The organism is Paenibacillus sp. (assembly GCF_048976745.1).
In the GTDB taxonomy this organism is placed as follows: domain Bacteria; phylum Bacillota; class Bacilli; order Paenibacillales; family Paenibacillaceae; genus Paenibacillus.
Window position 1 is genome coordinate 169,273 of sequence record NZ_JBHGUU010000012.1, and the last position, 15,871, is coordinate 185,143.

At 48.6% G+C, this 15,871-nt stretch carries 10 protein-coding genes; 6 read left to right on the plus strand and 4 right to left on the minus strand.

Going from position 1 to position 15,871, the window contains the following annotated elements; genetic code table 11:
• Window positions 1–24: 24 nt before the first annotated feature.
• Together ACE3K2_RS19935 and ACE3K2_RS19940 are read left to right on the plus strand one after the other, a co-directional pair.
• Window positions 25–1,800 (plus strand): sensor histidine kinase, encoded by a 1,776-nt coding sequence (locus ACE3K2_RS19935; RefSeq protein WP_421894070.1) that lies wholly within the window; start codon window positions 25–27, stop codon window positions 1,798–1,800.
• The gene (locus ACE3K2_RS19940; protein ID WP_421894073.1) at window positions 1,779–3,068 is read left to right on the plus strand and encodes an ABC transporter substrate-binding protein; all 1,290 of its coding nucleotides are present in this window, start codon (window positions 1,779–1,781) and stop codon (window positions 3,066–3,068) included. The genes ACE3K2_RS19935 and ACE3K2_RS19940 overlap by 22 nt, the downstream gene beginning before the upstream one ends.
• A gap of 188 nt (window positions 3,069–3,256) precedes the next feature.
• Here the strand turns inward: ACE3K2_RS19940 and ACE3K2_RS19945 are convergent, their stop codons facing one another.
• From ACE3K2_RS19945 to ACE3K2_RS19955, 3 genes are all read right to left on the minus strand, one after another.
• Window positions 3,257–4,969, minus strand: coding sequence for an ABC transporter ATP-binding protein (locus ACE3K2_RS19945; RefSeq protein ID WP_421894076.1), 1,713 nt, complete (start codon window positions 4,967–4,969; stop codon window positions 3,257–3,259).
• An 85-nt stretch (window positions 4,970–5,054) separates the two neighbouring features.
• The gene (locus tag ACE3K2_RS19950; RefSeq protein WP_421894079.1) at window positions 5,055–6,083 is read right to left on the minus strand and encodes an ABC transporter substrate-binding protein; all 1,029 of its coding nucleotides are present in this window, start codon (window positions 6,081–6,083) and stop codon (window positions 5,055–5,057) included.
• Between the two features lie 110 nt (window positions 6,084–6,193).
• Window positions 6,194–7,837, minus strand: coding sequence for an ABC transporter substrate-binding protein (locus tag ACE3K2_RS19955; protein ID WP_421894082.1), 1,644 nt, complete (start codon window positions 7,835–7,837; stop codon window positions 6,194–6,196).
• Window positions 7,838–8,366: 529 nt separating this feature from the next.
• On the opposite strand from ACE3K2_RS19955, the gene ACE3K2_RS19960 reads away from it, so the two are divergent.
• Window positions 8,367–9,356: a LacI family DNA-binding transcriptional regulator gene (locus tag ACE3K2_RS19960; protein ID WP_421894085.1), complete on the plus strand. Its 990-nt coding sequence runs from the start codon at window positions 8,367–8,369 to the stop codon at window positions 9,354–9,356.
• Window positions 9,357–9,518: 162 nt separating this feature from the next.
• A complete protein-coding gene (locus ACE3K2_RS19965) occupies window positions 9,519–12,911 on the plus strand; it encodes a GH36-type glycosyl hydrolase domain-containing protein (RefSeq protein WP_421894088.1) in 3,393 nt (1,130 codons plus the stop codon).
• Between the two features lie 79 nt (window positions 12,912–12,990).
• Here the strand turns inward: ACE3K2_RS19965 and ACE3K2_RS19970 are convergent, their stop codons facing one another.
• Window positions 12,991–14,196: a methyltransferase domain-containing protein gene (locus ACE3K2_RS19970; RefSeq protein ID WP_421894091.1), complete on the minus strand. Its 1,206-nt coding sequence runs from the start codon at window positions 14,194–14,196 to the stop codon at window positions 12,991–12,993.
• A 264-nt stretch (window positions 14,197–14,460) separates the two neighbouring features.
• Here ACE3K2_RS19970 and ACE3K2_RS19975 point away from each other — a divergent pair, with 264 nt between their 5' ends.
• Together ACE3K2_RS19975 and ACE3K2_RS19980 are read left to right on the plus strand one after the other, a co-directional pair.
• Window positions 14,461–14,961, plus strand: coding sequence for a GNAT family N-acetyltransferase (locus tag ACE3K2_RS19975; protein WP_421894094.1), 501 nt, complete (start codon window positions 14,461–14,463; stop codon window positions 14,959–14,961).
• A 27-nt stretch (window positions 14,962–14,988) separates the two neighbouring features.
• Window positions 14,989–15,777, plus strand: coding sequence for an SDR family oxidoreductase (locus tag ACE3K2_RS19980; RefSeq protein ID WP_421894097.1), 789 nt, complete (start codon window positions 14,989–14,991; stop codon window positions 15,775–15,777).
• Window positions 15,778–15,871 lie beyond the last annotated feature (94 nt).

Sequence of the window (15,871 nt, forward strand, 5' to 3'; positions counted from 1 at the left end):
GTGGTTCAAAGGAGCGCTTTGGTCATGACAGCCTACCGCAAACTCAGCATCAAAATGAAAATATTTCTGATGATTATGTTCATGATGGCATTTATCATCATCCTGGCGTTTGGTTCCTTGTACTACACTTACTCCGTTTATGACAAACAGCTGTTTGATAAGTCATCCCGACTTCTGAACCTTTCCTCGTCTACTGTGGATGTTGAACTTCAGAAGTTGGAAGCGTTATCATTAAATATGATCTCTGATACTCAGATTCAAAGGGCCTTGAAGTCGTTGCTGGATGACGACAGCGCATATTCAAGCTTTATTGAACGGAAGAAGATCACGGATCGGCTATGGGAGCATATTAGTGGGGCTGCACGATATGTGCAGTCCGTTCATCTGATTGATTCCAGGGGAAGGGTGAATAAATACGGCGAGACGCTCACCGTATCCCCGGAAAAATATGATCGGATGATTGAGGCTGCGAAGCAGGCCAATGGTGCAGTACGCTGGCTATATCCCGATGACGATGACCCGATGCTGGTTATGGTACGTCAGGTGCGGGCCTACGAACCGATGACCCTGGAACCGGTAGGCATACTGTTTCTGCGTATTAATATCGAGCGACTCGTTGAGGAGTATGCGGGCATGGATAGCCAGGACAGTGACATTATTTTAAAAGCAGGTAGTGATGTTGTCTATCCTTATCGCCAGCTTCCAGAAGCGGTGTCCGCGGGACTGAATCCACTCCCAGGCAGTGGGGGATATGAGATCAAAAATCTGGATGGGAGGGAGATATTCCTTTCCCAGAAGAAATCCGCCTATACCGGCTGGGTTTATTATAATATGGCCTCTTATGATGAAATTTTTGAACGGATTATATGGTTGAAAAATAGTTTGATTGTCGTTTATCTTATCGCCATTCTGGTTGTGCTTGCGCTTGGTATGGTGTTCGCACGCAGTCTGACAAGGCCGATCAGGCAGCTCATCAGTCAGATGAAGGAGGTACAGTATGGGGACCTGGACAACATAGATGCCAACCTGGCCGTTCCCACACAAAAGCACATGGATGAACTGGGGTTGCTCCAGCGTACGTATCGACTGATGATTACACATATTAATACATTGATCAAAGAAAATTATGCAAGCCAGCTGGTCATTAAAGAAACGGAGTTCAAGGCACTGCAGGCACAGATTAATCCCCACTTCCTGTATAATGCGCTGGATTCGATTCATTGGCTCGCCAAAAAGAATAGGCAGGAGCAAATCTCCAGTATGGTGCTATCACTTGGATATTTGCTGCGTTCCTCCATCAGCTTCAAGCAAAATATCATTACCATTGCCGAAGAGCTGGAGATCGTCAACCACTATATCACCATTCAAACCTACCGTTTCCGACAGCGGCTGGATTTCCGTATGGATGTGCCTGCTCCTTATCTGGGGTGTGCCATTCCCAAGTTAACTCTGCAGCCCCTACTGGAAAATGCCATTCAATATGGATTGGAACCACAGGTTGGATCATGTCTGATTCGAGTGTATGCCGAGATATCAGGGGGCAAGCTGGCCCTGATCGTGGAAGATCAGGGTTCAGGCATGGAACCCGAATATGTGGAACAAGTGCTGCGCGGAGAAGTGAAGACCAGAGGAACAGGGATTGGTCTGCTGAATATCAGGGAGCGGGTACGTCTGGCTTTTGGCGAAGAATATGATGTTCTGCTGGAGAGCAAGCCGGGGCGTGGAACGAGAGTAACGGTGCTGCTGCCACCCCCATCACCAGGTAAGGAGGAGAAGCTATGGGAAGATGGATGCGAATAATAGGCATACTCTGCCTTATGCTGACTCTTCCTGGCTGCGTGAACCAGTTGGATCAAAGGCCAGGCATGATTGTGGAAGAAGAGCCGATTACGCTGCGCATCGCTTGGTGGGGTGGGGAGTTCCGCAACAATGCAACGATAGCCGTTATCGACCTGTATGAGAAGTTGAATCCACATGTGAACATTGAATACGAATATAGCAGTTTCAATGAATACTGGAGAAAACTTGCCCCACATGCAGCAGGCAATGCGTTGCCCGACATTATCCAGATGGATATCTCCTATCTGTCCCAGTACAGTTCGCTGCAACTGTTGGAGGATATGACGCCGTACATGCAGAGCGGGCTGATCGACACGTCAGATATTGAGATGGAACAGCTGGAGAGTGGAAGTCTGAATGGAAAAACCTATGGTCTCAGTTTGGGGGTTAACGCCATGCTCAGCATCTATGATCCGGAAGTGTTGAAGGCCAATGGTGTTGAATTGCCAACGGATACGTGGACTTGGGCGGATTTTGACCGGATTGGCGAGCAATTGCTGGGGAAAGGCATCTATCTAGGGACCTATTTTACCCCCGAACAGTTTTTTGCATATTACTTGAGACAGTATGGTTCCAATCTGTACGCCGAGGATGGCAGGGGATTGGGCTATGAGGATGATAGGTTATTTATTGATTACTTTGGCAGGATGCAGCAACTCGCGGAGAAGAAGCTTATTTTTGCACCGGATATCTGGACCTCAGACATTGGCAAACCCGACAACGACCCGTTTTATCTGGGAGAGGCTTTGTTTAGCTGGGGGTATTCCAACCAATTTATCAGCACCGCTCAGCGTTATGGCAAACCATTAACCATCTCCCCGATGCCTGGGCCAAACAGCCAGGATGGGTTGTTTTTGAAGCCAGGCATGTTTTTCTCCATGGCGGGCAATTCCAGACATAAGGAGGAGGCTGCCAAGTTCATAAGCTTTTTCGTGAATGATCTGGATGCCAATCTGCTGCTCAAAGGGGAGCGGGGTGTGCCCGTCTCATCCAGTGTCAAAGAGCGAATGAAGCTGGTGGTCGAACCGGAGCTGGCGCAGGTGTTTGATTATATTGATTGGGTTGCCGATAACAGCAGCCAGATGGACCCGCCTGATCCTGTGGGTGCAGCCGAAGTGACTGCCGTGTTACGTGAGTTGTATGATCTGCTGCTGTTTGGCAAAATTATGCCTGAGCAGGCGGCGAAGGATTTTCGTGAGCGGGCGAATGCCATACTGGATAGGGAATGATATAAATCGAACTAAACGTTAGTTACACTTGCGACTCCGATGACAGAACAACCTTCCGATCGCTGTTATCCTAAATACAAGAACAACCTTCACTCTAGGACAGAGGGAAGGTTGTTCTGCTGTTATTGTTGTTGTGACCATGTGTTTAAGCCTACAATCCACTTGGTTTCACCTTTAAGCGTACCAGCTTAACCAAACTGGGCTTGATGCAGTCGGCTGTATGAGCCTTTACGCGCGAGCAGTTCTTCATGACTGCCTTGTTCGGCTACGCTGCCGTTCTCCACCACTACGATGCGATCGGCGTGTCTGATGGTCGCCAGTCGATGGGCAATCACCAATGTCGTACGTCCCTGAGCCAGCTCGGACAACGCCAGTTGAATGGCAGCTTCTGTCTCGGTATCAAGCGCCGAAGTGGCTTCATCCAAAATAAGAATTGGCGGATTTTTCAGGATCATTCTTGCGATGGATAGACGCTGCTTCTGTCCACCGGACAGTTTTACGCCACGTTCACCGATCATGGTGTCCAGTCCATCTGGCTGGGATTGTACCAGCTCTTCCAGTTGAGCCCGGCGAATGGCTTGCCAGATTTCTTCATCCGAAGCATTTAGCTTGCCGTATGCAATATTTTCACGAATCGTTCCGTCAAACAGGAAAATATCCTGCTGCACAATCCCGATATGGGAGCGCAGTGATTCCAGGGTCATGTCCTTCACGGGAATGCCATCGATGGAGATATGTCCTGCATCCACATCGTAGAAACGTGGGATCAGACTGCATAACGTCGTTTTGCCCCCGCCCGAAGGTCCAACCAGAGCAACCGTTTGTCCTGCCCGAATATTAAGGTTGACCTGAGACAGCGTAGGTTTATGTTCTCCATAAGAAAAGGTAACGTTATGGAAGGCAATATCGCCTTGCACATCCGAAATTGGTTTTGCCTGTGGTGTATCTTCTACATCCGGTACGGCCTCAAGCAGCTCCAGATAACGTCTGAATCCGGCAATCCCTTTGGGATACGTCTCAATAACGGAGTTAATCTTCTCGATTGGTCCGAGGAATACATTGGATAACATGACAAAAGCGATGAACTCCCCGTAAGTCATACTTCCTTGAATGACAAACCAGGTTCCACATACCAGTACAAACAGCGATACAAATTTCATCAGGATAAAACTGAGTGAAGAGTTCCAGGCCATAATGCGGTAGGTGATTAGTTTGGTAAGCCGGAAACGTTCGTTGTTCTCAACGAAACGTCTTACTTCATGCTTTTCGTTGGAAAAAGCCTGTACCACACGAATGCCGCTTACATTGTTCTCTACCCGTGCATTATAATCGGCGATATCTGCAAACATGCGCTTGAATGCCTTGGACATTTTGCGACTGAAATACAGCGACAGGTAGATCATCAGCGGCACAATGATGAACGTCAACACAGCGAGCTGCCAGTTGATCCCCAGCATAATGCCGAAAGCTCCGGCGAGTGTCATGAAGGCAATGAATAAGTCCTCGGGTCCGTGATGCGCGATCTCACCAATATCCATCAGATCGTTGGTCATGCGGGAGACCAGATGCCCGGTCTTATTGTTGTCGAAGAAGCGGAAAGACTGCTTCTGTACACGTGTGAACAGTTCTCTGCGCATATCGGATTCAATATTAATGCCGAGCTTGTGGCCCCAATAGGTGACCGCATAATGGAAAAAGGAACTGAGCAGGTAGATGCCGAGCAACCCGAGACATGCCGCCAAGATCATGGACCAATTACCAGGCGGAAGCAGTTGATCGACCACTCGGTTCACAGCGAGTGGAAAGGCCAGTTCCAGCAGTGCGGCAGCGATGGCACAGGAGAAGTCCAATATAAAGAGCCTTTTGTAAGGACGATAATAAGACATAAAACGGCGAAGCATATGTAAGCCCTCCTCATTCTCAATATGACATAAATGCCCGAGCAGGCTAAATCAGCCTGTCCGGACACCTGTATTCATGCTTATGTTATTTGCGGTTTTGCTCTGCTCGTTCTACGATCATATCGGCGAATTCTTCAGCTTGACCTTGAATTGCAATCGGATCAAAGTACCAGTAACGGTCTTCCAGCAATTCGTACACCTGATTATTTTTCACAGCCGGCAGGGATTGCCAGATGGAGTCACCTTGGTAATTTTTATTGTTCTCCCCAACGGTCAAGAAGATATGATCCCCTGCATAATCACCAACAACTTCACGCGAGATCTCTTTCCATTGGGTATCACCCATCAGTTCTTTTTTGGTGATTTCGAGAGGGGCAAGTTGCAAAGCGCGGTAGACCGCTTGTCCTCCTCGACCAAAATTGTCTCCATATCCATAATAACTCTTGTCGGAAACTTCAAGGATGGAGAAGGTTTCCTCCGGTTTAATGACGGTTTTCACCTTGGCGCGAGCGGCTTCAATCCGCTCATCGTACGTTTTTAGCCAAGCTTCGGCTGCTTCGGATTTGTTCATCAGCTCTCCGAATCCCCGGATTTCATCATGTACATTGGTGAATGTACCATAAGGGATGACTACGGTAGGTGCGATTTTTTGATAACTCTCAATTTCGCTGGCCTGGTCAGAGTAGGTAATGATCAGATCCGGGTTCAAGGCAACAACCTTCTCCATGGATACCGCCGCCCGATCACCGATACTCTCAATGCCCGCCACTTGATCCGCATAGAACGGGTTTTCCAAATAATATTGAACAGCCCCAACGGGTTTCACACCCAGTGCAAGCAGATCACTTACGTACATATCCGTAACGATGCGTTTTGGTTCAGCCGGAATTTCAACATCCCCGCTTAATGACTTGTAGATGCGTGTGGCATTTGAATTATCCGAAACGGACGATGTGTCTGTGTTGGTTTCGGTAGAGCCTGTTGTTGTTTCTGTTCCTGTTGCCGATGCCTGTTCAGTGGCATTTGAGCCTGTTCCGCTGCTGCAAGCAGCCAGAATCATAATGATGGCGAGCATCAGCAGCAAGCCGGAAAAGCGTTTTTTGACAGCAAACATGTTCCTGTTCCCCCTACGTATAATCAATAATGATTATTATTCTCATTAATAACATAGAGGAAGATGTTAGTTTTGTACATGGACAACTATGATCACTATTACATGGACAATTATGATGTCAGGTGATGCATGATATGCTGTAATTGCTCCATAACGGACAAGGGATCAAATCCGTAGAACATGTCGGCATCAATCTCGTATACACGTCTTTCACGAACAGCGGGTAGGGTGCCCCAGGATTCCTGATTCAGCAGGTCATCCAATATTTCTCGTTCGCCAGCATCCTCTGAAAAAGCGACAAACATGTGATCTGCTGCATATAAATGAATCTCGGACAACGGAACATGAATGTACCCCGTGAGTAATTGCCCATCCTGCTCCATACGTGAGGGTGGGGTGAAACCAAGTGATTGATACAGCACATGAGAAGCTCTGCCCCAGCCATGACCATAGATATAAGCGCCGTCTTCTCCAATCATAAACATGCAAACGGCGGACCCACGTGTCCCTTCCATCCATTGATCCAACACATGATTGGCCTCTTGCTCAAGTTGGTGATAACGATTTAATAAAGCCTGTGCATTGGACTCAAGCCCGGTAATTCGGCCCAGATGAAGAAGCTGTTCCTGCCAATCAAGTTCCTCAAAGGGCATCAGGATGGTTGGTGCGATTAGACGTAATTCATCAGAAGCGGGGTGTGGTGCATACCCGATAATGACATCAGGCTGAGCATTCGCAATCAGCTCCGGATGTTTAACCAGCTCATATTCGGAATGCTGCTCAAATGGTTCAAGATTAATCTGACCCTGTTCACCACGTTTTTCTTCCATCCAGCTGGCTACGGCCCCCATGTGTGGAGTGTGGCCCAATGCCAGAAGTGAGGCCGTATAGTTATAAGTCAATGATACAATCTTCTTGGGCATTTTCCGGTAGTGAGTCGGTGCCGAGCCAACCATCTGTTTGAATTTGCGGCTCAGATAGAAAGTGTCCCTGTAGCCTGTCAATTGTGCAATTTCCTGTAGCGTAGGGTTCGAGAACAACAGATGTTCCTGAGCCATCCTGATTCTGAGACGAGTCACATATTCAACAAATGTAAGGCCTGTATGTTTTTTGAACTCCCGTGAGAAATGCTCGGGACTTACATTTGCATCTCGTGCCAATTGATCGCGGGTCAGCGGTTGTGTATACATCTGATGGATATGTCTGAGCACGGAATCGAGCCAGGAGTGATCTTCATGGGCAGAGTGAGCCACATGATCTTGTAACATGTCCAGTAATTCATAGAAAAGCATATGTGGCCTGAAGGGGCTGGAATCAAGGCCTTTCGTACAGGCTTGAACCAGCTCCACTGCCCTGTCCGTGAGATTGCGGCCCACAATGGGTACTGGTAACCCAAAAGGCCAGAACAGCTGTTCATTTGTGGAATCAAAAGCAATAGCAATGCCCTGTATTGGCGACAGGGAGCCGCGCTTGTTCTCGTGCTGAAGCAGATTTCCGGCTTGCCGAACAACGGCGGAGCCTGCATTTAATGTCAGTTTTCCCTGTGCACTAATGATCCTGACCTGCCCAGCAGTAACCACGTATAGTACATGAAGTGTGCTCCACAATTCATCTATGCGGGAGAATGCCTCGCGGTCGTGAAGCTGCACCAGATGGCAGAACTTGAACCCGGCAACGGGTACGGACTGAATCTTCTGCAAGGAAATGGGGCAAGACAGCGATTTTTGATGATACGTGGGCTTGGAAATATTCATTAGATACCTGTCTCCTTACATAAGTCAGCAGGGGCATTATTCGTCTCATGCCCTTTGTATACTGGCGTAATTCTCGGATCTCGACTATTATGCAGTATATACTATAAATGAAGTGACGTGGATGGACAGATTGGACAATTCATATTTTTCTGTGAAAAATGGATAAAGTGGTTGAAATCGCTATCAACACCGACTATAATGAAAATGTCGAAACGTTTCAATCTGGTGTTTACTGCCAGTTTCATTGTGTTAAGCACAGACGGGTCAGATCGCATCAGATTGAAAGACGTGTCATGACCATAACTAATGGTACGGACTGGATTGGGACACACTCAACCGTGGTGCCATAAGGCTGGAGACAAGGATTTTTTTTGAGAACACCTCGAAACGTTTCGATTGACATCCGTAGCTAGGATATGTATTAAGATTAATAAACGATAATACAGGATTTAGTGGTTGTTCTGACCATGTATCGTATAAAATGTAGATAACCTTGAATTTTTTCTAGTTTAGAAGGAGCGAACGTGGAATGGCAACGATTAAGGATGTGGCAAAGCTGGCAGGTGTAGCACTCTCGACTGCTTCCTATGCGCTGAGCGGGGATAGCAAGGTTAGTGCCAAGACCAAGGCTAAAGTGCTTGAGGCAGCACGAGAACTGAATTACCGCAAGAACGGCTTTGCCATGGACCTGAAACGGAGCCGGACGAACACGATCGCTTTGATCCTGACCGATCTGTCGGGCCCGTATTACTCCGAGTTGATCCGCAGTGTACAGGATGTAGCTCTCGCGAACGGGTATGACCTGATTGCGTGCAGTTCCATGGGTGGACGGGATTCAACGGCCGTACGATTTTTGCGTGAAAAAAGAGTAGACGGTGCGATCATCCTTGCGCATAACATCCAAGATGATATTTTGGTGGAATCAGCCGGTCATCGCTTTCCGATCATTGTGATGGATCGTCAACTGACGAGTGACCATTTGGTTAACGTGCTGGTGGATGGAGAGCAGGGCGGTTATCTCGCCACGCAACATCTGATCCAGGCCGGCCATCAGAAGATTGCTTATATCAGTGGTCCATCCAACTCGTATGACAATGCGCTCCGTTACCAAGGGTATTTGCGAGCGATGCGGGAAGCGGGACTTGAAGAAAAGTCCAAATGGCGTCTGAACGGCAACTTTGTGCGTGAGGGCGGATACAGTGCAACCAAAATGATGATGATGCAGGGCGATCTCCCCTCAGCGGTATTTTACGGTAACGATGAGATGGCCATTGGTGGCCTGAAAGCATTGGAAGAGCGTGGTATATCGGTGCCGGATGACATTTCCGTGATCGGTTTCGACGATATTCAATTGTCGGAATACGTTCGTCCACCACTGACAACGATACGTCAGCCGAAGCATGAAGCCGGATCGCTCGCCGGACATCTGTTATTCCAGATGCTCAATGGCGAAGCAGTAGATCCATCCTATACGTTAACGATTAATATGATCGAGCGCAGCTCTGTACGTTCGGTTTAGGCCGAGTCTGACAAACCAAGAAATGCCTGCATGCTGAAGTGAAAGTTCAATGATGGGGTTATCGTCCGAACGGGCTGTAAAGGGCCGGTTTGAAGAGACCCCTATTCTTTTTCAAGTTAATCGAAACGTTTCGATTTTATACTAATTCAAGGAGTGAACCTTATGACAACGATGATTAATGAACCGATCCGGTTGAATACCGGGGAGTTATCCTTTACCTTTTTGAACAGTGGCGACCTATACCAGGCTACTTCTGGTACAACGATGTTGAACCAGTTGCTCAGCAACCAGATTGATGGATCTCTGAACAACCTGTACCTGCGTGTACACGAGGGAGAGAACATCAGTTCGTTCCCGTTGCTCGGTGTACGTTCGAACAGCAAGGTGATTACAAGCAAGGCACAGTCCAGCAACCAGTTGATCTGGGAGGGCACAGTCCAGCTGGAAGGTAGCGAACAAGGCATCGGCTACCAGGTCGTATTTACGGCTACATCACAAGGTGTCTGGTTCTGGGATGTGAAGCTCACAGGACAACAACATAACGTAGACGTGGTATATGGACAGGATGTAGGTCTTGCTGATCCAGGTGCGGTACGCAGCAATGAAGCTTATCTGTCACAATACATTGACCATACGGTGTTTGAAGATGAAGCGAAAGGTTATGTGGTATGTTCCCGTCAAAACCAGCCTCAGGGCGGTGCATTTCCGTATATGCAACAAGGTTCCCTGACCAAAGCAGTGGGTTACTCCACAGACGGATTCCAATTCTTCGGTCTGACATATAAGGAAACCAATCAACCAGAGAGCTTGAATCGCCCAACACTGGCGAATGAGACATATCAGTATGAATTTGCCTACACGGCATTGCAATCTGAATTGCTCAATCTGAACGGAGAAGCTCAGGTGGTCTTCTACGGACTGGCGAAGCCTAATCATGCCGAAGGAATCTCTGCACTGGAATTCGGAGATGAAATTACAGCAGCATGGAATGAAGTACAGGCTCAGTCTGTGGACCATGGCGACACGTTGGAACAGGTGAAACTGTCCTCCTTCCTGGGTGAACCACTGGTTACGCTAGACCTGACACCAGATGAGATTCATGATCTGTTCCCTGATCGTCATCAGGAAGAGCGTAGCGGTGAGGAACTGTTGTCCTTCTTCACAGGCAGCTACGAACATATCGTTCTGAAAGCAAAAGAATTGCTTGTAGAGCGTCCGCACGGTCACATTCTGATGAGTGGTGGCAACGTGCAACTTGGGGCACAGGTTATTACAACAACATCGTATATGTACGGTATTTTCAACTCACAGCTCGTTATTGGGAACACCAATTTTAATAAAATGATCAGTAATGCCCGCAATGCCTTGAACGTGCCGAAGACGGCTGGACAACGCATCTATGTGGAAATGGACGGACAATATCGTCTGCTGACGATGCCATCCCTGTTCGAGATTGGCTTCAACTATGCACGCTGGATCTACAAAACCGAATCCGATACGATCATCGTGACCAATTACACAGGGGCACATACGACGGAAGTAAGCATGAACGTGCGCTCCACAAGTGGCACGGCATACCGTTACCTGGTAACGAACCAGATTACAATGAATGTGAATGAATACGAGTATCCGCTGCATATGACGCAGGATGGCGATACGTTGATCTTTAAGGCTGATCCACAAGCGATTAGTGCTGGAACGTATCCGGATCTGCAATACCGTATGTCGGTGGATGGCGCGACTGTAAATGTAGGTGACGAAACGCTGTTGGCAAGTGGTATCCGCAGTGGTTCCGCATCGCTCGTTACACTTAGTCTGGAAGCGAGTGCTGAATGGACGCTGAAGGTACAAGGGGTATTGGAAGGTCAAGCGGATAGCGGAGCGGCAGCAGGTTCAAGTCTGACGTTTGAAGAGGAAGTACAGGCATATCGCGAGTTCTTCGCAGGTGTGATGAACGGGTTCCGTTTGTCCCGTGGAGAAGGTCAGCGTGCAGACGATCTGTTCAAAGTAAACGCGCTGGCTTGGTGGTACACCCACAACATGTTGGTTCACTACTCCGTGCCTCACGGTTTGGAACAGTATGGCGGCGCGGCTTGGGGTACACGGGATGTGTGCCAAGGTCCGGTAGAGTACTTTATGGCAACGCAAAAATATGAGCAAGTTCGCGATATCATCAAAATGGTCTATACTCACCAATATGAAGATGATGGCAACTGGCCGCAATGGTTCATGTTTGATAAATACTTTGCGATTCAACAGGAAGAGAGTCATGGTGACATCATCGTATGGCCGCTGAAAGTGCTGGCGGATTACCTGACAGCGACTCGCGATTATGCAATCCTGGATGAGAAAGTACCTTATACCGTTAAACATAGCTTTGGGTTCACGGAAGAGACGGCAACGGTACTGGATCACGCGAAAAAAGAGATCGAATATATCCGTTCGCACTTCCTGCACGATACGTTCCTGTCTTCTTACGGAGATGGCGACTGGGATGATACGCTCCAGCCAGCCAATGCACAGCTCAAGCAGTACATGGTGAGCAGTTGGACGGTGGCATTGACGTATCAATCCGTGAATGTGCTCTCGCAAGCGCTGAAATTCAAGGATGCGGACTTTGCACAGGAGCTTGACGTACTCGCACAAGGCATTCGTGAGGACTTTAACCGTTACATGCTGGGCACAGATGTGATTCCAGGCTTTGTGTACATGGAAGAAGCCGACCAAGCGAAGCTGATGCTTCATCCAACGGATACAGAGACAGGCATTCAATATCGCCTGTTGCCAATGACGCGCAGCATGATCGGTGAATTGTTGAATGCAGAGCAAGCAGAATCGCATTATGCATTGATCCGTGAACAGTTCCTGTGCCCGGATGGCGTGCGTCTAATGAATCGTCCGGCTCAATATGCTGGCGGCGTAAGCACACACTTCAAACGTGCAGAGCAAGCATCCAACTTCGGACGTGAGATTGGTTTGCAATATGTACACGCCCATATCCGTTACGTGGAAGCGATGGCGAAGCTCGGCAAGACAGATCAGGTGTGGAATGGTCTCGCGATGATCAACCCGGTTGGGATCGGCGAGGTTGTGCCTAACGCGGAGATTCGCCAGGCGAACTCGTACTTCAGTAGTTCAGACGGCAAGTTCAATACACGTTACGAGGCACAGGAACATTTTGACCAGCTTCGTAAAGGGACTGTACAGGTGAAAGGCGGATGGAGAATCTACTCCAGCGGCCCTGGAATCTACATGAACCAACTGATCTCCAACGCGCTTGGCATTCGTCAAGAGGGCGGCGATCTGGTCATTGACCCGGTATTGCCAGCTGAGTTGAACGGTATGCAATTCGAATTCGAGTATGCGGGTGAGCCAGTGACGTTCATCTATCACTTGAATGAAGGTGCGGTGAGCCGTGTAGCGGTGAATGGCAAGGACATTCGCACTGAGCGTACAGCGAACCGTTACCGTCAGGGCGGGGTTAGCATCTCACTGGATGAGTTCAGACAGGCACGCAGTGCAACTGAGCGCACGGTTGTTGATATTTATATGTAATTTCATAGCATGATGTACATCAAGGTCATCCTCCTTTCTTCAAGGCGGGATGGCCTTTTTGGCATATACTCATGATCGGTCACCGCAGCGGAACGGCCAACAACGTGTGCAACAGCTCATTATGCCGCACATGCTTCGTTACGTACCCCTGTTGCTCCAGCCAGCCGCATAGCTCACCCAGCAGCGGGAAGTGACGGTCACGCAAGGCGCGCAGCTGTTCTTCGTGTCCTGTGGTTTCTGCCTGCCGAGTATAGGAATCACGGTGAGCAGCATCGACAAACATCAGATCGGTCAGACCGATACGTCCGCGCGAGGTTAGAACTCGCTGCATCTCCTGTAAGGCCAGTAGTTGCTGATCTGGACTCAGATGATGGAAGGCGAAGCTGGATACAACGAAGTCAAAGGATTGATCCGCAAAAGGCAGAGCCAGAAAATTACCAAGTTTCACATGCATCTCGGGATATTTGGTACGACATCTGCGGAGCATCTCCCGGGACTGGTCGATTGCCGTCATGTCTGCGCCGTGTTGTAGCAGTCTCCCAGCCAGATTCCCCGTCCCTGTACCGATATCAAGTCCTTTTTCGCCTGGGGCGGGTGAGATCCATTGAGTCGTCTGTTCCAGCCCCTCATCATAGTTGTGATACAGATAAAAGGAAGATTGTAACGTATCATTGGAATCACTCGACGTGGACTGATCTGCATTATGATATGGATGTGAGACTACATTCTCATCGTTTATAGGCGAGACGTTGTCCGAACGATGCTTGTCCTCTGAGTTGGTTTGTCCTTGTCCAGTACTGACTCTGCTTTCTACCTGCACTCGCTGATCGTGGATGGCTGCCTGAGTGTCATAATTCCACCGATCATGCCAGTTCTGGCGTGCTTCGCGCAGGCGACGCGCACTGTCTGCGAGATCGTGCAGATGGCTGACATCCAGCGGCCCATCCTGACGATTCAGGTCAATCATGCGTTGGGTTGTATCCATCATCCGTTTCAGTTCAATCCATTGGGCATACATGACGGCCTGTTGCAGCTCCAGGTATTCTTCCAGCCGCTGCTGGTTCCCCTGATCAATCTCTCCGAGCGCGTGTGTAATATCCTGCAAGGACATGCCTATCTCACGCAGCGCAGCAATGGTCTGAAGCCGCCAGATATCATTTTCTGTGTATGTGCGATACCCGTTAGTGGTCTGTTTGGCGGGTAGAATTAATCCTTTTTCCTCATAAAAGCGAATGGCTCTCGCCGATATACCGAGCCTGCTTGCTGCCTCTTTGATATTCATCATGTATCCCCTCCTTATCGAATCAGTATAAACCATGACGTTACGGCAAGGTTAAGTGTTTATTTCATTTCATTATGCGAAAAGGTTCAATCCCGGGTGGAATTTTAGTCAAAGGTGTGGCTATGCTACAATATATAGAACAAAGAAATTTAAAAAGTGAAGCGAACGAACGATATATTCCAAGTCTCTTAACACTCTTAATTTTCTAAACTTTCCCAACGTTGTAAGTACAGCGTGGTCGACTATAGCACGAAAGGTTGAATCATTATGCTTACCAGCCATACATTTACGATTCGTCCATCTGAGATTAAGGATGCATCCCAGCTAATGGAGTTGGACACCTTGGTATGGGACCAATACACCTCTCCTGCACCGATGCAGTGGCGTTCACGACAGCAATACCTACAGCATTGCCCGCCAGGCAGTCAATTGATTGCCGTACAGGGAGAGCGGGTATGTGGTTATGTGGGCTTTCAGCCAGCCACAGGTATGCCTGTTAACCGTCATGTCTACGAGATTCATATTGCAGTTCATCCTCATGATCGGCGTTGTGGTATTGCTACAGCGTTGATGGATGCCATCAAGCAACATGCGGCCCAACAAGGCGTTTGCAAGCTCAGGCTGCGCGTGCTATCCAGCAATCCGGGAGCGATTACGTTTTATACCCAGTGTGGATTTGTGACAGAAGGCAGGTTGGTATCCGAGTTTTATATCGGCGGCAAATATGTGGACGATATTCTTATGGGTTATTTTATTAAGACCAAATAGAAACGTAGCTGAGAAGGAGGAACAACGATGGAGATGGGACTTCAAGGTAAAAAAGCACTGGTGCTGGCTTCCAGCCGTGGGCTGGGCAAAGCGGTAGCTGCTCAATTGGCGGCAGAAGGTGCTGACGTCATGCTTGCCAGCCGGAGTGAAGAAAAGCTCGCAGCTGTGAAGCAGGAGCTTCTGGCGCTTGGTGGTGGCGGCCGTGTGGAATATTGTGCAACGGATGTGACACGCAAGGAAGATATTGAGGCTCTGATTCACAAGACAGCGGAGTTGTTTGGGCAGATTGATATTCTGGTGAACAACTCGGGTGGCCCACCGTCGGGTTCATTCGAGTCACTGACCGATGAGGATTGGGAACGTGCATTTGAATTAAATGTACTCAGTTATGTAAGGCTGATTCGGGGTGCACTTCCTTATATGAAAGAACGCGGAGGACACATTGTGAATATCGCTTCAACTTCGGTGAAGCAGCCCATTCCGGGTCTGGTGCTATCCAACACGTTCAGAACCGGCGTTTTCGGATTGGCGAAGACGTTATCCCAAGAGCTGGCTCCATACGGTATTTTGATCAACACGGTGGCGCCAGGACGCATTGCAACAGACCGTATTCGTGAACTGGATGCAGCACGGGCTGAACAGAACGGAGTCAGTGAGGATGAAGTCTCGGAACAGTTCCAAAAGGAGATTCCACTCGGCCGTTATGGTCAGCCGGAGGAATTCGCCAAAGCAGTGGTATTCCTGTTATCCGGGGCCAATACGTACATTACCGGCACCTCACTGATCGTGGACGGTGGTATGGTTCGAGCCCTATAAAAGTCATGGATACAATAAAATACCCTCTGTCACCACATGCCGTGGAGATAGAGGGTATTCCTGTTATTCTGATATGATGGGAGAGATCACTCCC